The sequence below is a fragment of the Microbaculum mangrovi genome, from assembly GCF_051390635.1.
Taxonomy (GTDB): Bacteria; Pseudomonadota; Alphaproteobacteria; order Rhizobiales; family Tepidamorphaceae; genus Microbaculum.
In genome coordinates this window covers 1,185,761-1,209,430 of record NZ_JBPODT010000001.1, presented here as the reverse complement: position 1 = coordinate 1,209,430, position 23,670 = coordinate 1,185,761, and the positions used below count along the sequence as shown (strand labels likewise).

Annotated in this window: 20 protein-coding genes and 1 pseudogene; 19 read left to right on the top strand and 2 right to left on the bottom strand. The window is 64.9% G+C overall.

All coding sequences use genetic code 11. The features are described 5' to 3' along the window. The first annotated feature begins 6 nt into the window (after window positions 1-6). The 14 genes and pseudogenes from ACSF9G_RS05785 (at window position 7) to ACSF9G_RS05720 (ending at window position 12,454) form a co-directional block, all read left to right on the top strand. Window positions 7-1,194, top strand: a complete 1,188-nt coding sequence (locus ACSF9G_RS05785; protein ID WP_436639388.1) for an NAD(P)/FAD-dependent oxidoreductase — start codon at window positions 7-9, stop codon at window positions 1,192-1,194. 251 nt (window positions 1,195-1,445) lie between these two features. Next, window positions 1,446-1,655: a YHS domain-containing protein gene (locus ACSF9G_RS05780; RefSeq protein WP_436639386.1), complete on the top strand. Its 210-nt coding sequence runs from the start codon at window positions 1,446-1,448 to the stop codon at window positions 1,653-1,655. Further along, window positions 1,642-4,203, top strand: coding sequence for a heavy metal translocating P-type ATPase (locus ACSF9G_RS05775; RefSeq protein WP_436639384.1), 2,562 nt, complete (start codon window positions 1,642-1,644; stop codon window positions 4,201-4,203). Before ACSF9G_RS05780 ends, ACSF9G_RS05775 begins: the two co-directional genes overlap by 14 nt. Continuing rightward, window positions 4,200-4,577, top strand: coding sequence for a cupredoxin domain-containing protein (locus ACSF9G_RS05770; RefSeq protein ID WP_436639382.1), 378 nt, complete (start codon window positions 4,200-4,202; stop codon window positions 4,575-4,577). The genes ACSF9G_RS05775 and ACSF9G_RS05770 overlap by 4 nt, the downstream gene beginning before the upstream one ends. 126 nt (window positions 4,578-4,703) lie before the next feature. Then, a complete protein-coding gene (locus ACSF9G_RS05765; protein WP_436639380.1) occupies window positions 4,704-5,126 on the top strand; it encodes a hypothetical protein in 423 nt (140 codons plus the stop codon). Between the two features lie 44 nt (window positions 5,127-5,170). Then, window positions 5,171-6,556: an ethylbenzene dehydrogenase-related protein gene (locus ACSF9G_RS05760; protein ID WP_436639378.1), complete on the top strand. Its 1,386-nt coding sequence runs from the start codon at window positions 5,171-5,173 to the stop codon at window positions 6,554-6,556. Between the two features lie 89 nt (window positions 6,557-6,645). Then, window positions 6,646-7,344 carry a DUF2231 domain-containing protein gene (locus tag ACSF9G_RS05755; protein WP_436639376.1) on the top strand — a complete coding sequence of 233 codons (699 nt, stop codon included), beginning with the start codon at window positions 6,646-6,648 and terminating at the stop codon, window positions 7,342-7,344. A 170-nt stretch (window positions 7,345-7,514) separates the two neighbouring features. After that, window positions 7,515-7,862: pseudogene (locus ACSF9G_RS05750) on the top strand (MaoC/PaaZ C-terminal domain-containing protein); the annotation flags it as partial. A gap of 360 nt (window positions 7,863-8,222) precedes the next feature. Then, the gene (locus tag ACSF9G_RS05745; protein ID WP_436639374.1) at window positions 8,223-8,411 is read left to right on the top strand and encodes a cupredoxin domain-containing protein; all 189 of its coding nucleotides are present in this window, start codon (window positions 8,223-8,225) and stop codon (window positions 8,409-8,411) included. 99 nt (window positions 8,412-8,510) lie between these two features. Then, window positions 8,511-8,759 carry a DUF2933 domain-containing protein gene (locus ACSF9G_RS05740; RefSeq protein ID WP_436639372.1) on the top strand — a complete coding sequence of 83 codons (249 nt, stop codon included), beginning with the start codon at window positions 8,511-8,513 and terminating at the stop codon, window positions 8,757-8,759. Further along, window positions 8,756-9,412 carry a methyltransferase family protein gene (locus tag ACSF9G_RS05735; RefSeq protein WP_436639370.1) on the top strand — a complete coding sequence of 219 codons (657 nt, stop codon included), beginning with the start codon at window positions 8,756-8,758 and terminating at the stop codon, window positions 9,410-9,412. Before ACSF9G_RS05740 ends, ACSF9G_RS05735 begins: the two co-directional genes overlap by 4 nt. A gap of 152 nt (window positions 9,413-9,564) precedes the next feature. Further along, complete coding sequence (locus ACSF9G_RS05730; protein WP_436639368.1) at window positions 9,565-10,626, top strand: YncE family protein; 1,062 nt, start codon at window positions 9,565-9,567, stop codon at window positions 10,624-10,626. Window positions 10,627-10,733: 107 nt separating this feature from the next. After that, window positions 10,734-11,291 carry a ubiquinol-cytochrome c reductase iron-sulfur subunit gene (petA, locus tag ACSF9G_RS05725; protein ID WP_436639366.1) on the top strand — a complete coding sequence of 186 codons (558 nt, stop codon included), beginning with the start codon at window positions 10,734-10,736 and terminating at the stop codon, window positions 11,289-11,291. Between the two features lie 242 nt (window positions 11,292-11,533). Continuing rightward, entirely contained in the window at window positions 11,534-12,454 is a 921-nt protein-coding gene (locus ACSF9G_RS05720) for a DMT family transporter (RefSeq protein WP_436639364.1), read from the top strand. 203 nt (window positions 12,455-12,657) lie between these two features. Here ACSF9G_RS05720 and ACSF9G_RS05715 read toward each other — a convergent pair whose 3' ends face one another. Further along, on the bottom strand, window positions 12,658-13,464 hold the full coding sequence (locus ACSF9G_RS05715; RefSeq protein WP_436639362.1) for a glutathione S-transferase family protein: 807 nt from the start codon (window positions 13,462-13,464) through the stop codon (window positions 12,658-12,660). Window positions 13,465-13,808: 344 nt separating this feature from the next. Here ACSF9G_RS05715 and ACSF9G_RS05710 point away from each other — a divergent pair, with 344 nt between their 5' ends. Continuing rightward, entirely contained in the window at window positions 13,809-15,197 is a 1,389-nt protein-coding gene (locus ACSF9G_RS05710; protein ID WP_436639360.1) for a glutamine synthetase family protein, read from the top strand. A 109-nt stretch (window positions 15,198-15,306) separates the two neighbouring features. Here the strand turns inward: ACSF9G_RS05710 and ACSF9G_RS05705 are convergent, their stop codons facing one another. Next, window positions 15,307-16,143 (bottom strand): isocitrate lyase/PEP mutase family protein, encoded by an 837-nt coding sequence (locus ACSF9G_RS05705; protein WP_436639358.1) that lies wholly within the window; start codon window positions 16,141-16,143, stop codon window positions 15,307-15,309. A gap of 466 nt (window positions 16,144-16,609) precedes the next feature. Between ACSF9G_RS05705 and ACSF9G_RS05700 the strand changes: the two genes are divergently transcribed. From ACSF9G_RS05700 to ACSF9G_RS05685, 4 genes are all read left to right on the top strand, one after another. Next, the gene (locus ACSF9G_RS05700) at window positions 16,610-17,971 is read left to right on the top strand and encodes a malonyl-CoA decarboxylase (protein WP_436639356.1); all 1,362 of its coding nucleotides are present in this window, start codon (window positions 16,610-16,612) and stop codon (window positions 17,969-17,971) included. 204 nt (window positions 17,972-18,175) lie between these two features. Then, window positions 18,176-19,084: a fatty acid desaturase gene (locus ACSF9G_RS05695; protein ID WP_436639354.1), complete on the top strand. Its 909-nt coding sequence runs from the start codon at window positions 18,176-18,178 to the stop codon at window positions 19,082-19,084. 236 nt (window positions 19,085-19,320) lie between these two features. Continuing rightward, window positions 19,321-20,439 (top strand): efflux RND transporter periplasmic adaptor subunit, encoded by a 1,119-nt coding sequence (locus tag ACSF9G_RS05690; RefSeq protein WP_436639352.1) that lies wholly within the window; start codon window positions 19,321-19,323, stop codon window positions 20,437-20,439. A gap of 18 nt (window positions 20,440-20,457) precedes the next feature. Further along, window positions 20,458-23,568, top strand: coding sequence for an efflux RND transporter permease subunit (locus tag ACSF9G_RS05685; RefSeq protein ID WP_436639350.1), 3,111 nt, complete (start codon window positions 20,458-20,460; stop codon window positions 23,566-23,568). Window positions 23,569-23,670: the final 102 nt, after the last annotated feature.

Sequence of the window (23,670 nt, the reverse complement as noted above, 5' to 3'; positions counted from 1 at the left end):
GCGGACATGAGCACTCGCCAGGGGGCCGCCGGCGATCGGCAGGAGGGAGTTGAACCGGTGACCGTCGTCGGCGCGGGACCGGCCGGCCTTGCCTGCGCCATCGCTCTGGCCGGCGGCGGCCGGCCGGTCGTCGTCCACGAATGGCGTGGCGATGTCGGCACACGGTTCCACGGTGATTTCCAGGGGCTCGAAAACTGGAGCGACGAACGGGACGTGCTCGACGAACTGGGCGCGGCCGGCGTCGCGCCGACCTTCGAGCATCATGCCGTCCTGCGGGGAACCGTCTACGACTCTCACGGGAACCATTATCGGGTCCGGAGCCGAAAGCCTCTGTTCTATCTCGTCCGGCGCGGGGCCGGTGCGGGGTGCCTGGATCATGACCTGTTGCGGCAGGCCATTGCGGCCGGGGTCGACGTCAGGCTGGGCGAGCGGGCGACCCGGGCCGAGGGCGGCTCCGTCCTTGCTATCGGCCCGCGCGTTGCCGATGCCATCGCGGTCGGCTACGTCTTCGAGACCGGTCTGCCCGACGGGAACTGGCTCATCCTCGACAACCGGCTGGCACCGCTCGGCTACGCCTATCTCCTCGTTCATGGCGGCCGCGGGACGGTCGCGACCTGTCTGTTCTCCGACTTCAAGCGCCAGGCGGTATATGTCGAGCGGACGGTGACCGCTTTCCGCGAGCGCGTCGGCCTGGAAATGCGCGATCCGCGCCCCTTCGGCGGCTTCGCCAATTTTCGGCTCCCGCGAACCGCCATGCAGGGCGGCCATCCGGTGATCGGGGAACAGGCGGGGTTTCAGGATGCGTTGGCCGGCTTCGGCATACGCTACGCTCTCAGGTCCGGTCTGCTCGCCGCCCGGAGCATTCTCGATGGGGTGGATTACACGAGCCTCTGGCAAGACGAGCTGGAGCCGCTTCTGCGTGTCGGCACCGTCAACCGGTTCGTCTTCAACCTCGTCGGGGACCCGGGCTGGCGGGCGGTGGCTAAGAGGCTCGGCCAAGGTGATGCCCGATCGGTGCTGCACCGGTTCTACCGGCCTTCGATGATTAGTCGGCTTCTGTTTCCGGTGGCGCGGCTGCGCTACCGCGCACCGCTGCGCGACCGAAGCTGCGACCATGTGGACTGCCATTGCGTCTGGTGCGAATGCCAAGCCGAACTCAAGGCTATGCGCTTGCCGGGCGAGACCGAACGCTAGGCGCTGACGCTGAACACGGCGCGGGCCGGCCAGCGAGTATGCCTCCCTCCGCGACTCTTTAATGTCCGTCAAACACAGGCCGACCCTGACGTGTGTAACCTGCCGGACGAAATGCCGCTCCGGATCGGACCGGAACGCGGGGAACAATCGATGTGCCGTCGTGCGGAGCCGGGGCCCTGAGCGCGCCTGCAAAAAATTGCAGGAATGGCTCGGTTCGCACGGAGAGATCCAGAGGCAAGGACGCGTAAGCGATGACCGTAACCGATCCCGTCTGCGGCGCACAGATCGACATCGACGAAGTTGCCGCACGAGCCGACCATGATGGCTGGACCTATTTCTTTTGCTCCACCGATTGCCACCGACGTTTCAGTGACAGTCCCGAGACCTATGCCGACCCATGGGGCGAGTTCCCCTTCTCGCCTTTCGCAAAGACCAGCAGGAGAGATCATGGAAAAGGCTGAGCGGGCGTTCAGCGAGGTGACATCTCCCACGCCCCGTGCGAACGCACTGCCCATCCCGGCCGGACGGCAGCATATCGACCTGACGGTTGGCGGGATGACCTGTGCGCACTGCTCCTCGGCGGTGGAGACGGCGCTTGCGGATATCGACGGCGTTGTTTCAGCCCGCGTCAATCTCGCCAACAAGCTGGCGTCAATCGACTACGACCCCGAACGGGCGACGCCGCTTGACCTGGTGAAAACCATTCGGGCCGCCGGCTATTCCGGCGGCGCCGCCACGGTACGGCTGCCGATCGAGAACATGCACTGCGCGTCCTGCGTCACGCGGATCGAGCAGGCCCTGTACATGACGCCAGGTGTGATCTCGGCGCGCGCCAATCTCGGACCGAACGCCGTCGACGTCGAGTACGACCCCGGCTCGGTCGATTTCGAGGGCATCCGGCGCGCCATCGTGTCCGCCGGTCACAAGGTGGCGAAGCCCGAAGCGGCCGCGGTCAAGGCGGCGGTCGAAGATGGGGGCGACGCCGAACAGGTTGCGCGCGAGGCCGAGTATCGCACGCTGATGCGCAAGTTCTGGGTTGCCGCCGCGATCTCGATCCCTGTGATGGCCCTCAGCTATCCAGACCTGATTCCGGGGCTGCGTGACTGGATGCCGATGGGCAGCGACACGCGCCGTGTCGTCTGGGCATTGCTCGGCGTCATATCCCTGCCTGTCCTGTTGTGGGCCGGTTCGCAGTTCTTCGTCGGCATGTGGGACGCCCTGAAGCACCGATCGGCGAATATGCACACGCTGATCGCCATCGGCATCACCGCCGCCTTTCTTTACTCGGTCATCGCCGTCGCCTTTCCGGGGATCTTTCCCGACCTGGCCCTTGCCGAAGTCTTCTGGGACGTCACGGACGTTGTCGTCGCACTCGTCGTGCTCGGCCTCGCACTGGAGATCAAGGCGAAGGGGCGCACCTCCGAGGCGATCAAGAAGCTGATCGGCCTGCAGGCCAAGACCGCGCGCGTCGTTCGCGACGGCGAGGAGGTCGACCTGCCGGTCGAGGAGGTCGTGGTCGGGGACATTGTCGTCGTTCGCCCCGGCGACAAGATTCCGGTCGACGGTGCGGTCATTGAAGGATCGAGCGCCGTCGACGAGTCGATGATCACCGGCGAGTCGATCCCTGTCGAAAAGCGGGTCGGCGACGAGGTGATCGGAGCGACGCTCAACAAGACAGGCAGCTTCAAGTTCAAGGCGACCAAGGTCGGCAAGGACACGGCTCTTGCCAGCATCATCCGCATGGTGAAGGACGCTCAAGGCTCCAAGGCACCGATCCAGCGCGTGGTTGATCTCGTGTCCGGCTATTTCGTGCCGACCGTCATGATCCTCGCGATCCTCGCCTTCGTCGCCTGGTATCTCATCGGCCCGGAACCCCGCTTCGTCTACGCGACGATCGTGCTGGTGACGACTTTGATCATCGCATGTCCCTGTGCACTCGGTCTCGCCACGCCGACCTCTCTGACCGTTGGCCTCGGCAAGGGGGCGGAGAACGGCATCCTGATCCGCTCGGGCGATGCCCTGCAGACCTCTCAGAAGCTCGACGCGATCATCCTCGACAAGACCGGAACGATCACGCGCGGCGAGCCGGCGCTGACCGACGTCATCGCCGCGCAGGGGCAAGAGGAGGGGGACGTACTTCGGCTGGCGGCCTCGCTCGAGCGGGGCTCCGAGCACCCGCTGGGCGAGGCCATCGTTAAGGGCGCGGATGAGCGCGGCCTCCCGCTCGCCGATACGGAGACTTTCGCGGCGGTCCCCGGGCACGGCGTGACCGGCCGTGTCGACGGGCGCGATGTGCTTCTCGGCAACGCGAAGCTGATGGGCGACCGCGGCATTGCGATCGAAACGCTCGCGACGGACTGGGAGCGGCTGGCAACGGAGGGCAAGACGCCGATGTATGTGGCGGTCGATGGCAAGGCGGCCGGGCTCATCGCGGTCGCCGATACCGTCAAGCCGGACTCGAAGGACGCGATCGAAACGCTGAAACGTCTTGGAATCGAGGTGGTGATGCTGACCGGCGACAACGCGCGCACAGCCGCCGCCATCGCCCGCGAGGTCGGGATCGACCGGGTTCTCGCCGAGGTGCTGCCGGACGACAAGGCGCACGAGGTGCAGAAGCTGCAGCTCGAAGGCAAGACGGTCGGCATGGTCGGCGATGGCATCAACGACGCCCCGGCGCTGGCGCAGGCCGATGTCGGCTTCGCCATCGGCACCGGCACAGACGTCGCCATCGAGGCCAGCGACGTGACGTTGATCAAGGGCAGCCTTACGGGCGTGGTCACCGCTATCGAAATCAGCCGCGCGACCATGCGCAACGTTCGGCAGAACCTCATCGGTGCGTTTGGTTACAACACACTCGGGATCCCCGTCGCCATGGGCGTTCTTTATCCCTTCCTCGGGATCCTGCTGTCACCGCTGATTGCGGCCGCCGCCATGGCGTTCAGTTCGGTCACCGTGGTGACGAACGCCAACCGTCTCCGCTTCTTCCAGCCAAGGAGGCCCGCGTCATGACGCCGGACCGTTGGATCGTGCTTCTGGCCGGGATCCTGCTCATTGGCTTCATCATCTGGTTCTTCTGGCTGAAGCGGGCAAAGGGCATTCGCGCGGCCGAGACCAGCGGCGGCTACCAGGAGGCGATGATCCTTGTGAAGGGTGGCTACACGCCCGACACCATCATCGTCAGCCGCGGCAGGCCGGTGCGCCTCAACTTTCGTCGCGAGGAGACGGCGTCCTGCTCCGACAAGGTCGTCTTTGAGCATTTCGGCAAGAGTGCAGAGCTGCCGACCGGCGAGCTCGTCGCCGTGGAGCTCATGCCGAAGGAGGCCGGCGAGTTCGCTTTCGCCTGTCCCATGGGCATGTTCCACGGTCGGCTGATCGTCGAGTAAGGGGTTGGCCAGACACCCGGCATTCGATTTGTCGGGTAAGTGCGATGGATAAAGCCAATGAAATCCGCAAGTTCAACGAGGCGAGGGCATGGGACGGGTGTGTTGGGTCCCGCGCTGGTAGCCGTCTTGCTGCTGTTTTCGGATGCCGCCTTCGCCGCCGATTCCAGCGATTACAGGGTCGTCGACGGGCTCGCGATCTACTACGCCGTCTTGCCGGCCGAGGTGATCCGCGGGCATCCCAAGGGACACCCTGAGGCCGTCATGCACGGCGGCGTCCCGAAAGGGAAGCACGTCCATCACGTCATGGTCGCCCTGTTCGACGGCAAGACCATGGAGCGTGTCACCGATGCCCAGGTCACCGCGACCGTCGCTGAGCCCGGGCTTGCGGGCCGGAAAAAGCAGCTCGAGCCGTTCACGGTCGCGGACGCCCTGACATACGGCAACTACTTCGAGTTTTCCAAGTTGGCGACCTACACGATCGACACCGAGGTCCGCAGGCCCGGATCGTCGAGGGTCGTCAAGACCCGGTTCGCGTACCGGCATCATTGACAGGGCGGCGCGCGGCACTCGCCGCCTTATGAGGACGTCGAAACATGAGAACAGGATATCTCGCATTGTCCGTCGCGATCTTCGCCGGACTGCTCGCCCTTGGCTGGGCCTACCACCGCACCGGGATCATTGGGGACGACCCCGAGCGCAACATCGCGATCCCCAAGGAGCTGACCACGACCCTCCAGGTCAAGGTCGCCTATGACGGGGAAAACATCTACTTCCGCTACCGCTGGCCGGTGGATCGCCCGAGCCTGTTCAACGACGTGCTGGTTTATCAGGACGGCGAATGGGAGGAACGCGGCGGCGAGTCGATCGGACCGAACCCGGATTTCCTGACCGAAGACCGCGTGGCGATGATGATCGACGACGGCTCGGTACCGCTCTTCAGCCGGTACGGCGGCTATATAACCATCGGCGACGGGCTCACAACCTTCACCGGCGTGCCAGAGACCGGCGAGGAGCGGACGAAATACTTGCACGCCACGCGCACTGACCCGAACGACTTCGACACTGTGCGGCCGGAAAGCGAACTAGAGAAGCTGCGCAAGGCGGGATATTTCATCGATCTGTGGCAGTGGCGCTCGAACCGGTCGAACCCGATCGCGCTCGGTGACGATGGCTACGTTGCCGAGGAGCGCACGGGCGATGCGGGCACCGGTCCCTATTTCACCAACTGGGACAAAGAGGCCAATCAGCCGAGGTTCATGTTCGACCCGGCGCGTACCGGAAAGACGGCGCTCAATATAGACGATGTCGTCGGCGGAAAGATTGGCTTCGACGATATCTATTACCTGAGCGCCGAAACGTCGGTTCCCTTCGACCCCAATATAGCATGGAAGAACGGCGACACGCTTCCCCGCCGGGTGTTGCGCCCCGAGAGCGGCTCGCGGGCAGATGTCGTGGAGCCTGCCGTTGCTCGCTGGAAGGACGGCTATTGGGACGTGACGCTGGCCCGCAAGATGGACACCGGCAACCCGCTCGACGACAAGATCTTCCGCGACGGCGGCTCCTATGACCTGGCCTTCGCGGTGTTCCGCAACGCCTCGACCATGCGTTGGCACTATATCTCGCTTCCCGTCTCTCTGGGGCTGGGGCAGCCGGCGCAACTGGTTGCCGAAAAATTCGAGGGCGGGGCACCCGACTGGGATCAGCCCTGGGCCGAGATCGAGATGTTCTATCCCGGCCAGGTGAGCTGGACCCGCCTGACCGACCCGCGTAAGCATCCCGGCGCGCAGAAGATCGCCGAGCGGGTGCCGGTGGCCTATCGTCACAACGAACAGCAGCTCGCCCTCTACGGTATCGAGGTGGAGTTCGCCGAGGAGATCCGCCGCCAGTGGCTCTGGACACTCTTCGCCAGCCTCGGACTGATCGCCGGCCTCGGCATCAACGTTAACCTTCTCATGCGCCGCCGGGAGAACCGGTCATGACCGCCGCATCATCAAGTCCCATCACCGTGACCACCTGGAACGCCGGGCCGCCGCGTTTGGGCAACAAGGAGATAAAGGAGGTACCAAAGATGAACACAGGCCGCGCGTTTCGACAGTCGCTTCGCGCGGCGCTCGCCGCCGCGGTTCTCACAGTCCTAGGCACGGGCCTGGCGCTGGCTCATGGTGACGAGGGCGGCTTGCAGATCGCCGGGGCCAGCCCGCCCCCCTTCGGGCTCAATCCAGCCTATCACATCCTGGTCGTGCACTTCCCTGTCGCGCTGTGGCTTGTGGCCTACCTGTTCATCGTGTTCCGGACCTTTTCCAGCTCCGAACTGGCGGTCCGGCTGCAAAAATCCGTCTGGCCACTGCTCTTCCTGGGCTCTCTGGCCGGGATCGTGGCCTACGCATTGGGGCTTCTGATCTACCCCTGGTCGGCGATTACCGAGTCGCCGCTGGGCCGCAACCACATCATGCTGGCGACCTGGACGCTGTCCTACTGGATCGCGATGGGGTTGATCGGCTATCGCTTCCGCCGCCACCTCTTCGAGGACGGCCAGCGCTGGATCACTTTCGCGCTGGCCAGCATCGGCGCGGCGGTGACGACGATCACCGGCACCCTCGGCGGATCTCTGGCCGGGACCCCTTCGCTGGTGACCAAGAGCCTCGGGCTGATCGGCTGGAACGTCTACATGACCTTCTACCTTCCCACCTGGATGCTGGTTCTCTATGCCGTGGGCGCCGCTTTGCTGGTGGTGATCGGCCTTTATGGGCGGTACAGGTTGGTTTGAGGTCCTAGCCTCGCGCGGCGGATCGCTCGACTATCTCGGATGGTCTGCCCGCGCGGGTGCCCCGCTTCGTCCTGCATTTGAGGATGTTTGCGGGCAACCCGGCTTGAAGCGGGACTGAGTTCAAGGCAGGGCCTTCCGCCATCGTCGGATGCCCACCGGAAAGAAGATCCATGACCTGCATTGAAAACCGTACCTTCGATGAGATTGCGGTCGGCGAGTCGGTCAGCTTGTCGCGAACGCTGTCCTGGCGGGACATCGAGCTGTTCGCGGCGATGTCCGGCGACGTCAACCCGGCTCATATGGACGTGGAGTTCGCCAAGAGCGACATGTTCCACAAGATCATCGCCCACGGCATGTGGGGCGGCGCGCTGATCTCCACCGTTCTGGGCACCGAACTGCCGGGGCCCGGCACGATCTACGTCGGCCAGACCCTTCGCTTCCGCCGGCCGATCGGGCTCGGCGATACCGTGACCGTGCGCGTCACCGCGACCGCCAAGGAGCCGGCGAAACGTCGCGTCACGTTCGGCTACAATACACTCGGGATCCCCGTCGCCATGGGGGTTCTTTATCCCTTCCTCGGGATCCTGCTGTCGCCGCTGATCGCGGCCGCCGCCATGGCGTTTAGCTCGGTCACCGTCGTGACGAATGCCAATCGTCTCCGCTTCTTCCAGCCAAGGAGGCCCGTATCATGACGCCGGACCGTTGGGTCGTACTCATTGCCGGGATCCTGATCATTGGATTCATCGTCTGGTTCTTCTGGCTGAAGCGGGCCAGGGGCGTTCGCGCAGCCGAGACCAGCGGCGGCTTCCAGGAGGCGATGATCCTTGTGAAAGGGGGCTTACACACCCGACACCATCATCGTCAGCCGCGGCAGGCCGGTGCGCCTCAACTTCCGTCGCGAGGAGACGGCGTCCTGCTCGGACAAGGTCGTCTTCGAGCATTTCGGCAAGAGTGCAGAGCTGCCGACCGGCGAGCTCGTCGCCGTGGAGCTCATGCCGAAGGAGGCCGGCGAGTTCGCTTTCGCCTGTCCCATGGGCATGTTCCACGGTCGGCTGATCGTCGAGTAGGCCGTGTTCCGTCGAACGGCCGCGGGTGGCCGGGCATCTGCCGTCGGCAAGGTCGGGTGAGGCCCGGTCCAAAACCGGCCTTGCAATTGGATGGGCGCGATGCGCGAACATGACCATTCAAGGGACCATTCGCACCTGCCGGCGGGGTCTTGGACGCCGCGCGCAGGCTTCGTCCTGGTTGCCTTTCTTGCCGTTGCCGGCTTCCTTCTTGCCTATGAGCACCGGCTCCACGCCTTTACCGGGACCGGCATCCTCGTCGCCTTGCTCGGCCTCTGCGTCGGCATGCATCTCTTGATGCATGGGAGACCCGGCACGGACGAGAGCCCCGACAGGCGGGGGCACCCGTGAACGAGGCGGTGCCCGCGTACGGCCTGTGGTCCCTGGTTATCGTCAATTCTGCGGTCTTCATTCTCTTCGCCTTCAGCTTCCTCAAGCCAAAGTCCAGGCGGGACTGGCGCTCTTTCGGCGCGTTCAGCGCGTTCCTCGTCGCGCTCTTCACCGAGATGTACGGATTTCCCCTGACGATCTATGTCCTGTCCGGCTGGCTGCAGGCTCGCTTCCCCGGCGTGGACTGGTTCACACACGACGCCGGGCACCTGCCCGAAATGTTGTTCGGCTGGAAGGCCAACCCGCATTTCGGGCCGTTCCATCTGTTGAGCTTCGTCTTTATCGGCGCCGGCTTCTGGCTCATCGCCGCGGGGTGGCGTGTCCTCTATTGGGCCCAGCAGGGTGGCACGCTTGCGACCACGGGTGCGTATGCCCACGTCCGCCATCCGCAATATGTAGGCTTCGTGCTGATCATGTTCGGCTTCCTGCTCCAATGGCCGACCCTGCTGACGCTCATGATGTTCCCAGTCCTCGCCTGGATGTACGTGCACCTCGCCCGGCACGAGGAGCGTGAGACGCGTGCCCGGTTCGGCGAGGCCTATGGGGTGTACGCGCGCCGTGTGCCCGCCTTTGTGCCCCGCTTCGGCGTTCGATTTGGCGAGACCAGGCGTTAGATGGGCCGACCCTGCCGTGCGTGTCGAAGGTTGCCGGCCGATCTTTAATCTCCCTTAAGGACGTCCGGGTGGGCGGCTGCTCAAATCGCGCCCGTGATGGCACGTGTTTGAACGTGCGCAGCCTGGCTTAGCCACGGCGACAGGAGGATTTCATGAAGCGGTGCGTCACGATATCGACCGGAGTGCCGGCGTTGTTGATCGCTTTCCTCGGCGTGGCGCAGGCCGCGACCGTATATATACCCGAGGGTAGTGCCGGTGAGGCGATCGTCATCGATGCCGGGACGGACACCGTCGTCGGCCGCATCAAGGGGCTCCCCGATGTCCATGGCCTGGGCGCCGCCGCTGGCGGGCGCTACCTGGTCGCCGGCAGCTACGCCGAGACGTCATCCGACCAGATGCCGGCCGTCGACCGCCCGGCTGACGTGTCCGAAGACGAGCACGCAGCTCACCATGGCGCGGCGGCGCGAACGGGCGCTTCTCCCGGCAACGCGGTCAGTATCCTCACGGTCATTGACGCCGACGACGGCAAGCCCGTCCGGCGTCTCGAAGTTCCGGGCGCCGTCCATCATGTCGCCGTCTCGCCGGACGGCCGCTATGCCGTCGCGACCCATCCCAATGCCGATGGTATCAGCGTCGTCGATCTGTCCGACCTGACCGTTCGGAAGCTCGTTCGTACCGGAGCGATGCCGAATTACGCGGTGTTCAGTGCCGATGGCAGCCTGGTCTACGTCAGCAACGCCAGCGACGGCACCGTCAGCGAGATCGACGTCGACCGGTGGGTCGTTCGACGCGACCTGCCGGCCGGAGACTCCCCCGAGCATATCGTCCTGGCGCCGGACGGGCGCACCTTGTACGTCGCCAACGTCGAGGCCGGGTCCGTCTCCGCTCTCGCCATCGAGCAAGGTGGCGTCGACCGGACCTTCGCGGTGGGCGGTGAACTTCATGGTCTCGATATCTCCGACGATGGCGACACGCTGTTCGTCAGCGGGAGCGGCGAAGACAAGGTCGTGGCGATCGACCTGCCTTCCGGCAGTATGCGCACGGCTTCGATAGGACCCGGTCCCTATCATCTCGCCGTCGTCCGCGGCACCGGGAAGCTCTACGTCTCCAGCCGCGAAGAGCCCGAGGTCTGGGTTGTCGACGAAGCGACCCTGACGTCACGCGGCACCATCCCCGTCCGGGGGGTGGCGCACCAGATGGTGGTCCTTCCGTGAGGGTGCATCCGACCGTGCCGTCGCGAAGATCCAATCGAGCGCACGCAGGGTGAGGCCGGCCACGGGGCAGGAAATGGCACACGACGCCGACGAGGAGGAGTGACGACATGAGGACCGGTGCGGAGGCTGCCGCCGATCGCCCAGGCTCGGAGCCCCGGCGTCGCGATTTCCTCTATATCGCAACCGGCTCGGTGGCGGCCGTCGGGACGGCATTGGCCCTGTGGCCATTCATCGACACCATGAATCCGTCGGCGGATGTCACCGCGCTGTCGATCGTCGAGATCGATCTCGCCTCGATAGACGTTGGCCAACGCGTTTCGGTGATGTGGCAGAGCCGTCCCGTCTTTGTCGTGCGTCGCGACCCCGAACAGATCGCTCAGGCGCGGGCCGACGACAACAATCCGCGTCTGATCGATCCGGCTGCCGATGCCGAGCGGATCGAGCGGCCCGAATGGCTTATCGTCGTCGGCGTATGCACCCATCTTGGATGCATACCCCTGGGCCAGAGAGCCGGGGACCCGCGCGGCGCCTATGGCGGCTGGTTCTGCCCCTGTCACGGATCGCTTTACGATACCTCCGGTCGGGTCAGGCGCGGGCCAGCCCCGCGCAATCTCGATGTTCCTCCATACAGGTTCCTTGACGACACCACGGTGCGCATCGGCTAGGTGCGGTCGTGCTGGGCCCTGGCAGAGCAGAACGGAAAGGGGGACGGCGGCGCTGCTGACGCCCGGGACGGAACTCGCCCGCAAGCGCGATACCGACCGTCTCTACCGACAGCTGATGCCGCACCCGACGCCAAACCAGGATCGGAAACGGATATGAACACCCCACCTGGACCGGATCGGGAAAGATACGTTGCCTTTCCCTGGCGAGGCCCTTTTCGACACGCCGCCGCGAGGTTTGACGGGTGAGCGCCGGCACAGTGCTTCGCCTAGTCGCCGTGATGGTCCTGTGGGCGAGTTGCTTCCCGCTCATCACGATAGGCCTGGATCTGGCACCGCATCTTGCGTTCGCGGCCATGCGCGCGGCCCTGGCGGGCGCGTGTCTCCTTTTGCTGGGGATCGCCTTGCACCGTCCCGTTCCGCGCGGTGTGTCATCCTGGGGGCTCATCGCCGTGGTGGCGGCCGGTACGACGAGCCTGGGATTTTTCGGCATGTTCCATGCCGCCGAGTTCATCGCGCCGGGCCTGGCGACCGTGATCGCCAATGCACAGCCGCTGCTTGCGGCGGTCCTGGCCCATGCCGTGTTGGGCGAGCGGTTGAAGAGTCTCGGAATGACCGGCCTCGCGCTCGGATTCGCCGGAATCGTCGCAATCGCGTGGCCCGGTCTCACCTCCGATGAAGGCACTGGCTACGGTCTCGGCATTGGCTATGTCGCACTGGCTGCGGCCGGAGTCGCCATAGGAAACCTCGCCATCAAGCGGCTCACCGGAAAAGCGGACGCGATCATGGCGATGGGCTTCCAGATGCTTATCGGCGCGGTCCCCCTCGCGCTCCTGTCCGTCTCGACGGAAGAAATCTCGTCGCAGGTCTGGTCGGCCGAGTTCGTCCTCGTCCTCCTTGTCCTGTCCGTGCTCGGCACCTCTCTTGCCTTCTGGCTTTGGTTTTCGGTGCTGCGGGAGGTGGACCTGAGCCGAGCGAACGCCTTCACGTTTCTGGTGCCGATTCTCGGGCTCGCGATCGGCGCCACCCTGTTCAGGGAGCGGCTTGACGGGGCGCAGGCCATCGGCGTGGTCCTCGTGCTTGCCGGGATCGTTTTTTTGCAGCGCGGCGCCCCCGCGTCGGGCGCGGTGTCCGTCGCGGATGGCGTCGGCCACCGGGGGGCGTAGAGGGGGAGCGCGCCGCGAACCGCCAATTCTTCGTGATCCGACGAGATGCCCAGCGCCACGGCTCGATGCGGGCATTCAGTGTGGTGGTGTCTCCGATCCGCAACCGGAGCGCCCGCCGTCAGTGTTGCGGCGAGCAGTCCGCACCATTCACGTCAGCCGGGAGCGTCGTCGCACATCGCAATTCAGTCCGCCGCGCCGGACTCTCACACCACAAGGCCCAGTTCCGTGTCGGTCGCGCTAACGACGTACTTGTCGCGCGGTGGCATCGGCCGCGTCGCCCAGTGCGGTTCGAAGACGAAGCTGGAAAAGCGCCGCCCGGGAAGCAGGGCGCCGTTCCCCGCACCCTTGGCATAGTCGTAGTAGAGCTTGATGATCTCGTCGTGCGTCACCTGTCGCGCGGCCGGATGGGTCATGCAGGCGTCGCGCCATCTGCGGACGCGCGCGTAGTCCGCCGTATCCGGCAGGGCGAAGTCCTCGTAATAGTCGAGGAACCAGAACCGCATGAACATCGGCGTGAAGACGGTTTCGGCGAGCCCGAAGTCTTCGAACAGGAAAGTACCCTCCGGGCTGTGGTGGGCGAGGAAATCGTCGAGTTTGCGGTATTGCGCCAGCATGGATTGCCGGAACGCATCCTTCTGGTCGCGGTCCTGGTTCAGCACATAGCGGTAGCCGGTCGTCGCGAAGTTGCCTTCGAAGGCGATCAGCATGTTCTCGACGGCGTGGCGATAGGGATCGGCCTGCCGGATCAAGGGCTCGGGGAAGCGATCCTCGAGATAGCGCAGGATGACAAGGCTCTCCTTGACGATCCGGCCGTCCTCCGTCTCCAGGGCCGGCAGGGCTGTCGTATTGCGAAGCTTTTCCTGCAGCCAGTCGGGGCGGGGCACGGTGATGTCGACCTTGTGGAAGGTCACGGCGTCCGTGAGGCCCTTCAAGTCCAGAAGGATCTCGAGCCGCTGGCTGAATGGGCAGACGGGGATATGGTAGACGATCATCCGGGTCTCGCTCGTCATCGGTCTTTACCTCAATCACAAAGGGCTGCCGGTCCATCGTGACCGTGCTTCTATCCCGACCGGCATTCGAATTTCCGCTTGCCTGACAGCCAGCGAAGCCATGATACACACGTGCATTCGACGACCGCGGGGACACCTTGCCGGTCTTCGAACGCGGGAAGGCGCCCCGGATCGGTCCGGGACCCCCGCCGTATAGGTAACGCGTCCGTCCGAGACAACCATGACCGACCTGATCGCTCGCTTCCACATTCCGATGCCGATTGCGCCGGCGATGAAGTCGGCGCGGATTGACCACGCCGTTGCCGCCTTTGACGTGGCGCTTTGCGATTTTCCCGGGTGAAACAATGACAAACGAAAGCCCTTCCGGCTCCACGCCGGCCGAAGCGGACGCCTTTCTTGCCGCGTATCCACAGATCGAGGCCATCGACATCGTGCTGCACGATTCGAACGGCATCGGCCGGGGCAAGATCATCCGTCGTCACGAGCTGGCCGGTCTCTTCGGCCATGGCCGGCACGTGCCGATCTCCATCCTCGGCCTCGATATCTGCGGAGAGGACGTGCACGAGACCGGCCTGATCTGGGATCAGGGCGACGGCGACCTGCGCGCGTGGCCGGTCCCGGGAACGCTGAAACCCCTGCACAACACGACGCCTGCGCGCGGTGAGGTCTTCGTGTCGCTCTACGAACTCGACGGGCGGCCAATGACCTCGGACCCGCGCCATGCGCTGCAGCGGCAGGTGGATGCGCTCGCCGCGGAGGGGCTGCATGCCGCCGGCGCCTTCGAGCTCGAGTTCTTCCTGCTGTCCAACGACCGCGGGCCGGACGGCAGAGTGCGGCCCGCAGCCGATCTGCTCGACGGGCGCGAGAGCCACAGGACGGAGGTCTACTCCGTGGATCACCTGCACGGAATGCTGCCGCTGTTCTCTGATGTTTATGCGGGCGCCGAATTGGCCGGCATTCAGGCCGAGACACTGATTTCCGAATTCGCGCCGGGCCAGTACGAGCTGACGCTGCACTACCGCACCGATGTCATGCAGGCAGCGGACGACCTGATGCGCATCAAGCGTATCGTGCGCGCCCAGGCGCGGGCGCATGGCGTCACGGCATGCTTCATGGCCAAGCCGGTGGAGCAGTACGCGGGCTCGGGCATGCATTTCCACGTCAGCCTGATGGACGATAACGGCGGCAACGTCTTCGTCGAGGAGACCGAAGGGGCGTGGAGACCCACGATCCTGCATGCGCTCGGAGGCTTGAGGGAGACGATGGCGGAATCGATGCTCGTCTTCGCGCCGCACGCCAATTCCTGGCGCCGCTTCTCGTCGCAGAGCTATGCGCCGGTGTCGCCGTCGTGGGGCTTCAACAACCGCTCCGTCGCGCTGCGCATTCCCGCCGGCGACCGGATAGCGCGCAGGATCGAGCATCGGCCGTCGGGCGTGGATGCCAATCCCTATCTCGTCGCCACCACGGTGCTCGCGGGTATCCGCCACGGGCTCAGGAACCGCATCGACCCCGGCCCGGCGCGCGAGGGCAACGCCTACAAGGACGGTGACAGCCTGGCGATCGCGCGCGACTGGGGCGAGGCGATCCGCGCCGCACAGGGCTCGGCCTTCCTCAAGGACGCGCTCGGCGAGGACATGCATCGCACCTTCACGGCCGTGAAAGCGGCCGAATACGCCCGCGTCGCCCGCACCATTCCCGACGTGGACTACGATCTCTACCTGCACACGGTGTAGACGGGACCTCGAGGATCGCGGCGGCGCGGGTGAAAGCGATCGGCTGTCGTTGCCGAAGGCCCCTCCGGCCTAAGGCCGCGGCCCTTCTAGCGCGTGTGGTGCCGCCGGCTCACATGGGCTTGCCCGCGTTTATCGCCGCGAGAATGGGTTTCCAGCCAGGGGCCGCGGTGACCTCGTCGAAGGTTCCGGTCTCCGCGATCTGCTTGCCGGCCTTGTAGGCCGCCCCGAGCGCGACGCGGGCAAGCGAGCCGCCGAGGCTGATCCGCTTCACGCCGGCCTCGCCGAGAGACTCGACGGTCTCGCCCGGGACGCCCAGGCCGGCCAGATGATTGACCGGCGTCTTCACCGAGGCGCAGACGCGCTTGATGTCATCCAGGCTCTTCAGGAACGGGGCGTAGACAACGGGCGCGCCCAACGCTTCGTAGGCCTGCAACCGACGGATCGCCTCGTCGAGATCGTAAAAGCCCTGGATAAGTCCGTCGGCACGCGCCGTCACCGTGAAGGGGAACGGCAGCGACCCGGCCGCCATGACCGCCGCTTCGATGCGGGCGACGGCGACGTCGAACGGGTAGAAGCCCGGATCGCCTGGATGGGTGTCCTCGATGGTGCAACCGACGAGCCCCGCGGCTGCGGCTTTCGTGATCGTTTCTGCGAGACCGTCGGGATCGTCGGCATAGCCGTTCTCCAGGTCGGCCGAAACAGGCAGGCCGGTCGCCTCAACGATTGCACGTGCATGGGCGAGCGCCTGATCGAGGCCGAAATCCCCTTCGCCGTCGCGAAAGTTGTGCGTGTAGGCGAAGCCGGACGAGGTCGTGGCCAGCGCCTTGTATCCAAGCCCCGCAAACAGCTGCGCCGATCCGATGTCCCATACATTCGGGAGGACGAATGGTCCGGTGTCATGGTGCAGGTCTTCGAATTTCACTCCCTTCTCGGCTTGCGTCGGCATCCAGCGCTCCCTTGTCTGCTTATGTCGGTATCCGTTCCGTGTTCGAAGCATACATCGGTTTCAATGCCGCCCGGGCGACATCGTCGATCGTCGGGGAGACGTGGGTCGCCATCCCCGAGCCCGCGTGGTGTCCCAGCCGCGTTCGCGCGTTGCCGCGGTACGGTTCAGGCGGAGCTACGCCGGTGCGGAGGCCGGCCGGACACCGTCGAAGACGCCACCGATATCGCAGCGTCACGGAAACTTGGGAGACTCGCCGCAATCCGATTCCATTCGGCGTTAGCGGCAAGGTAACGGGGCTATGGGAAGCTTGAACGAAGACCGGCGTCGGCCGGCGATGTGGAAAATGAGCGGATCGGCTCGCGCCGCGCTGATCTCGGCGATATACGAGGTGTCGCCGGAGGCGCGCGGGCGCCTATATGACTTTGGCGACAAGGTTGCCGGTTCGGCCGTTCGGGGAAAGGCTACGATGACCTCGTATTTCTTCAACGATCTGTTGTCGACGATTGTCGACCGGGGGCGCGCCATCGTCGAGCGCGGTCGGGAACGACGGCCGTCCGGCCGGAGCGTTGCCGGGCTTGCCGAGGATCTCCTGTCCGGCCGCGGCGAGGCGACAGGCGTTGCGATGGCGCGTGATCTGCTCGACACCTATGCGAGTCTGGATTCGGCGGGACGTACCGGGTTCTTCCGGGCGCTCGCCACCGAGTTCGGTGCCGATCCCGAAACGGTGCGAGAGGCGGCGCGCGCCTATATCGAGGATCCGAGCGAAGCCAACGCGATGACACTTCACGGCGCGTCGGAACCGCGCCGGCAAGAGCTGATCCGCCGTTTGAACCGGGCCCCCGGAGGGACGGCGGCGTTGGTCGCCATGCGAGAGGACCTGCTCCAGCGCCTCCGCGACCATCCCGATTTCAAGCCGGTCGACGACGATTTCGCTCATCTTCTCGGGTCCTGGTTCAACCGCGGTTTCCTGGTACTGCGCCGCATCGACTGGTCGATGCCGGCGGCGATCCTGGAGAAAATCATCCGCTACGAGGCGGTGCACGAGATCAACGGCTGGGACGACCTGCGTCGGCGCATCGATCCGCCGGACCGGCGACTTTTCGCCTTCTTTCATCCCGCGCTCATCGACGAGCCGCTGATCTTCGTCGAAGTCGCGCTGACGAGCGGGATTCCCGATGCGATCGGGCCGATCCTCGCCGAGGACCGGCAGCCGATTGATCCTTCGCAGGCGACGACGGCGGTTTTTTATTCGATCTCGAACTGCCAGACGGGCCTGCGCGGTGTTTCCTTCGGCAATTTCCTGATCAAGCAGGTCGTCGATGAGCTGGCGCGCGCGTTCCCATCGCTGAAAAGCTTCGTGACGCTGTCGCCGGCGCCGACCTTTCGGCGGTGGGTCGAGGCGCAGCGTACTTCGGAGACCAACGGCATGTTGCTGCCCGATGACGAAGCCGTGCTGGCGCTGACGGACACGCCGGGCTGGAACGACGATGCCGCGATCGTGGAGGAGGTGCGTCCGGTGCTGGCGCGCCTGGCCGCGCAGTACTACCTGCAGGCCAAGACCGACCGTGGCACGCTACCCGATCCGGTGGCGCGCTTCCATCTCGGCAACGGCGCGCGGCTCGAGCAGATCGACTTTCTTGGAGATACGTCGCCCAAAGGCCTATCCGAGTCCTACGGGCTAATGGTCAACTATCTCTACGATCCCAAGTCGATCGAACGTCAGCACGAGGCCTATGCCAACAAGGGCGAGGTCGCTGCGAGTGCCGGCGTGAAGAAGCTTCTGCGCGGCGCGCCGGAACCAAAGGTTTTGGCATTGGCGGCGGGCTAGAAGCGCGCCGGGTTTTCTCCCAGACGGTCTGCCGCCGATCTGCCCTAACGGTCATTGGAAACACGGGACCACCGGGAGCCGGATGTCGCGGAACTGGCGCTTCGTGCGTTGTCCCGCCTTCTGTTGCCTCTTGGGCGCTCGTTGCCGCAGCGTATTTGCGGCGCTAGACTCCGGCGTTGGGAACTTCAAACTGGGAGTTTTCAGATGGGTGGCCCGGTCGTTCTTGAGCCCGGCGACAAACGGTTTCTGAAGGCGCATTCGGCGCGGTCCGACGCAAAGGGGCTCCTGCGCCTTGGTGGGCACGTCGGGCTGATCGCGCTTGCCTCTCTGCTGATCTACGCGACGTCCGGCAACTGGCTAGTGGTACCGGCCATGTTTCTTCAGGGCGTCTTCCTGGTCTTTCTGTTCTGCGCCGTACACGAGACGATGCACCGCACCGCTTTTGCGTCGCTTTGGCTGAATGCGGCCGTCTGCCACGTTGCAGGCTTCGTCACCATTGTGCCGCCGGCCTGGTTTCGTGCCTTCCATCTCGCCCATCACCGGCACACGCAGATCCTCGGTGAGGACCCGGAACTCGACCACAAGCGCGTCGACACATGGCCGCTTTACCTGTGGCATGTCAGCGGGCTCAAGGTCTGGGCCGGCGCCATCGCGGGCCTCGTTACTCACGCAGGCGGGATCGTCCCTGAACATTACGTGTCCGAAGGACTGAAACCGCGCGTTGTTGCCGAGGCGCGTTGGTTCCTTCTTCTCTATTGCGCGCTGGCTGTCGGATCGGTGGCGTTCGGAACCGACATGTTGCTCTGGTACTGGATCGTGCCGATGCTGCTCGGTCAGCCAACGCTGAGGCTTTACCTCCTGGCCGAACACGGGCTATGCGCCTTTATCGGCGATCCTTTCGCCAACACCCGCACCACGCTGACGACGCGACTTGTCCGATTCGTCGCCTGGAACATGCCCTATCACACGGAGCACCATGCGTTCATGGGCATTCCCTTCCATGCGCTGCCGGAGGTTCATTCGCGCTTCAAGGACAGGCTGGAAAACCTCTCGGAGGGCTATGCGGCCTTCAACGCGCGCTATATTCGGGAAGCGATTGGTCCGGACGGATAGACGAAGGTCGCGTTGAACGCTCGGGGTGGTATGCGAAAAACGCAGATCTCTCCGCTCCACGCCTGCAATTCCGCGGACATCGGCCTCTGACCGAAAGTCCGCTCATCACGCTTCCGTGACATCAGACCGCCGAGGGGGACTGGCAGCCTTTGCTGCTGTGCAATAAATAACGGCCTCGGATTTTGAGTCACGCGGCCGCGAATGGCCGCGTGCGTTTTTGTGGACTGGAGTGACGCATGCGGTGGAAACGGATGGCGGTGATGCTGGTAGGGGCCGGCGTCGTTTTCGGCGGCGTGTACGGCTTCATCCAGTTCAAGAACATGAAGATCGCCGAGTTCTTCGCCAACATGCCGAAGCCGGTGGTCACCGTCACGGTCGCAGACGCGGAAACGGAGAAGTGGAACACGACGGTTCCCGCGGTCGGCACGCTGCGGGCGTTCAACGGCGTCGATGTCACGGCCGCGGTTCCGGGCCAGATCCAGAAGATCCTCTTTAAGTCCGGCCAGGAGGCAAGAGCCGGCCAGACGCTGGTCGTCCTCGATTCCGACATCCTGCAGGCCAACCGAGACGCGGCGGAGGCCGACGCGCAACTGACGGAGGCGAACTACAAGCGCGTCAGCTCGTTGAAGCAGGGCGCCGTCGTCTCGCAGGCGCGGATCGACGAAAACCTGTTCGCCATGCAGGCGGCGAAGGCGCGGGTCGCCGCGCTCGACGCGGAAATCTCAAAGAAGACGATCACGGCGCCGTTCGACGGCAAGCTCGGTATTCGCCGAGTCGACGTCGGCGAGTACATCCAGCCAGGTACGGCGATCGTCAATCTTCAGGACCTGACCAATCTGCGGGTGGAATTCTCGGTCGGGCAGCGCGACGTCCGCGAGGTCGTGCCGGGCCGCACGATACAGGTCTTCGCCGATGTCGTTCCCGGCAAGACGTTCACCGGCGAGATCACGTCGCTGGAACCGAAAGTCGACTCCGCCACCGGCGTCATCCGGGTGGAAGGCAGCCTTCCCAATCCCGATGGCATCCTGCGTCCCGGCATGTTCGTAAGCGTCCAGGTCGACCTCGCCGACGAGCGCAATGTGGTGGTGATCCCGGAATCTGCGGTGAGCTACAATCTCTACGGCGACTTCGTCTACATCGTCGAGCCGAAGGCCGAAGGCGCCGACCATCCGACGGTCAAGCGCGTTATCGTCGAGGCCGGAGACCGGCGCGACGGCATGGTCGTCATCGAGACGGGCGTCGAGGCCGGCGAGACGGTGGTGACCTCGGGCCAGCTCAAGCTGTCCCCAGGCATGCAGATCGACGCGGCGTCCGAACCGCTGACGCGGCCGGACGTGACGCAACAGCCCTACTAGCGCGGACGGAGACAGACGGTGTTCGATATCTTCATCCGCCGACCGGTCCTCGCCGTCGTCGTCAGCCTGCTGATCTTCGTGGTCGGCCTGCAATCTGTGTTCAGTCTCCAGGTGCGTCAGTACCCGGAGATGCAGAACACGGTCATCACCATCACCACCACCTATCCCGGCGCGGACGCGAACCTCATGCAGGGCTTCGTGACGCAGCCGATCGAGAAGGCGGTGGCAACGGCGGACGGTATCGACTACCTGACCTCGAGGAGCGCGCAGAGCGTCAGCGTGATCCAGGTCTATGTGCGCCTGAACTACGACGCCAACGCCGCGATGACCGACGTGACAGCGAAGGTCAACCAGGTGCGCGCGCAGCTGCCCTCCGACATCAACGATCCTGTGTTGGTGAAGGCGACGGGCAGCACGTTCGCGTCGATGTACGTCGCCTTTACCTCGCCGATCCTGAACGAGGAGCAGATCACCGAATATCTGAGCCGCGTGGTGCAGCCCGAGCTGTCGGTCATCCCGGGCGTCGCCTCGCCGGAGATTCTCGGCGACCGCACCTTCGCGATGCGGGTGTGGCTCGATCCGGTGAAACTCGCCCAGTTCAACCTGTCGGCCGCCGAGGTGCTGGCCGCCCTGCAGGCCAACAACTATTCGTCGGCCGCCGGCGCCACCAAGGGCTACTACGACATCGTCACCAACCGGGCCGAGACGGATGCGACCACGGTTGAGGATTTCCGGGCGCTGGTGGTGCGCAACAACGGTACGGATATCGTCCGGCTCGGAGACGTGGCGACGATCGGCCTCGGGTCGCAAAGCGCCGACTCGGCGGTGATCGTCGGCGGCAAGTCGGCCGTGTTCCTTGGCATTCAGGTCGCCTCGGACGCCAACGAGATCACCGTTATCGATGCCGTCCGCAAGGAACTGCCCCGAATCCAGAACGAACTCCCGGAAGGGCTCGATCTCGAGATCGCCTACGACGCCACCGAGTTCATTCAGGAATCCATCTTCGAGGTGGTGAAGACGGTCGCGGAGGCGGCGCTGATCGTCATCGTGGTCATTTTCCTGTTCCTCGGATCCTTCCGTGCCACCGTCATACCGATGGTGACCATCCCGCTGTCGCTGATCGGCGTCATGACGGCGCTCTACGCGCTTGGTTTCTCCATCAATCTGATGTCGCTGCTTGCGATGGTGCTCGCGATCGGCCTCGTCGTGGACGACGCCATCGTGGTTCTGGAGAATATCCACCGCCATATCGAGGAAGGGCTCACGCCGTTCCAGGCGGCGATCAAGGGAACGCGCGAAATCGCCAACCCGGTCATCTCGATGACCATAACGCTGGCGGCCGTGTACGCGCCGATCGCGCTGACCGGCGGATTGACGGGCACGCTGTTCCGGGAGTTCGCGTTGACGCTCGCCGGCGCCGTGGTGGTGTCGGGCATAGTCGCGCTCACGCTGTCGCCGATGATGTGCTCGAAGGTCCTGACGCACAGTGCCCAAGGCGGTTTCGCGGCGAAGATCGACAAGGTGTTCGGCCGCCTGCAGCGCGGCTACGGGCGGGCGCTCGGGGCATCCCTGCGGGACCGGCCGACGACGATTGTGTTCGCGCTCATCGTATTCGGCATGATCGGCGTTCTGTTTCCGTCGATCCAGCAGGAACTCGCGCCGGATGAGGACCAGGGCGCGCTGTTCACGCTCTACAATGGGCCGAGCTACGCCAACATCGACTTCATGAACCTGTTCTCCGACGATGTCGCGGAGGCCTTTACCGACCTCCCGGAAACGGAGCTCGCCTTCAATATCGTCGGTTTCGACGGCAGCACTGCGAGTTCGGCGATCGGTATCGGTACCTTCGTGCCGTGGAGCGAGCGCGAGCGCACCGCCCAGGAGATGCAGCCGGTAATCCAGGAGAACCTGAACAAGATCCCCGGCATCAAGGGCTCGGTCTTCTCGCCGCCGCCGCTGCCGACGTCCGGGGCGGGCTTTCCGGTCTCGTTCGTCGTCCAGACGACGGCGGACTACGAGCAGCTTCTCCAGGTGACGGATCGCATCGTCGAGGCGGCCCGCGACAGCGGCATGTTCCTGTTTCTGGATACGGACCTGAAGTTCGACACGCCGCAGACGATCATCAAGATCGATCGCGACAAGGCCGGCGCGATCGGCGTCAGCATGCGCGACATCGGCGCGACGCTGGCGATGATGACCGGCGGTAACTACGTCAACCTCATCAATCTCGGCGGCCGCTCCTACCAGGTGATACCGCAGGTTCCGCGTGCGGACCGGCTCATCCCCGAGCAGCTTGGCGGGTATTACGTGAAGACCGCGAGCGGCGACATGGTTCCGCTGTCGAGCCTCGTCGAGATCGATCAGGAAGTCGCGCCGATCAGCCTCAACCGGTTCAACCAGCTCAACGCCGCGACGATCAACGCGGTTCCGATGATCGGCCTGACGCCGGGCGTCGCGCTTGAATTTCTCCAGCAGGAGGCGGCCCGCTCGCTGCCGGACGGCTTCTCCGTCGACTATGCCGGCACCTCGCGCCAATACATCCAGGAAGGCAGCGCGCTCTATCTCGTGTTCGTCTTCGCGCTGGTCGTGATCTATCTGGTGCTCGCCGCCCAATACGAGAGCCTGCGCGATCCGCTGGTGATCCTGGTGTCGGTCCCGCTGTCGATCGTCGGCGCGCTTATACCGTTGGCGCTCGGCGTCGCCTCATTGAACATCTACAGTCAGATCGGACTGGTGACGCTGATCGGCCTGATCACCAAGCACGGGATCCTGATCTGCGAAGTTGCGCGCGAGCAGCAGGAGCAATTCGGCCAGTCGCGTGCGGAGGCGGTGCAGCATGCCGCCGAACTGCGGCTGCGCCCGATCCTGATGACGACCGCGGCGATGGTCGCCGGGCTGCTGCCGCTCCTGTTCGCCGCCGGTGCCGGTGCGGCGAGCCGCTTCTCGATCGCGGTGGTGATTGTCGCCGGGCTGCTGATTGGCACCCTGTTCACGCTGTTCGTGCTGCCGGTGATCTACACCTTCCTGGCGACGGACCGGGCCGGTACGCGCGAGCGACTGGCGGCGGAAGAGCAGGCGATCAGGGATATGGAGGCCGCTGAGGCCACGCCGGAGGGCGGCGCGTCCTGAACCGCCGCCGTTCCGTGCGCCCCCACGGTTTCCGCGATCGCTCCCCGGTGACCGGGAGGGCGCTTGCCGTGCGGTTTTCGCGTGTGGCTATATTTTCGGCAA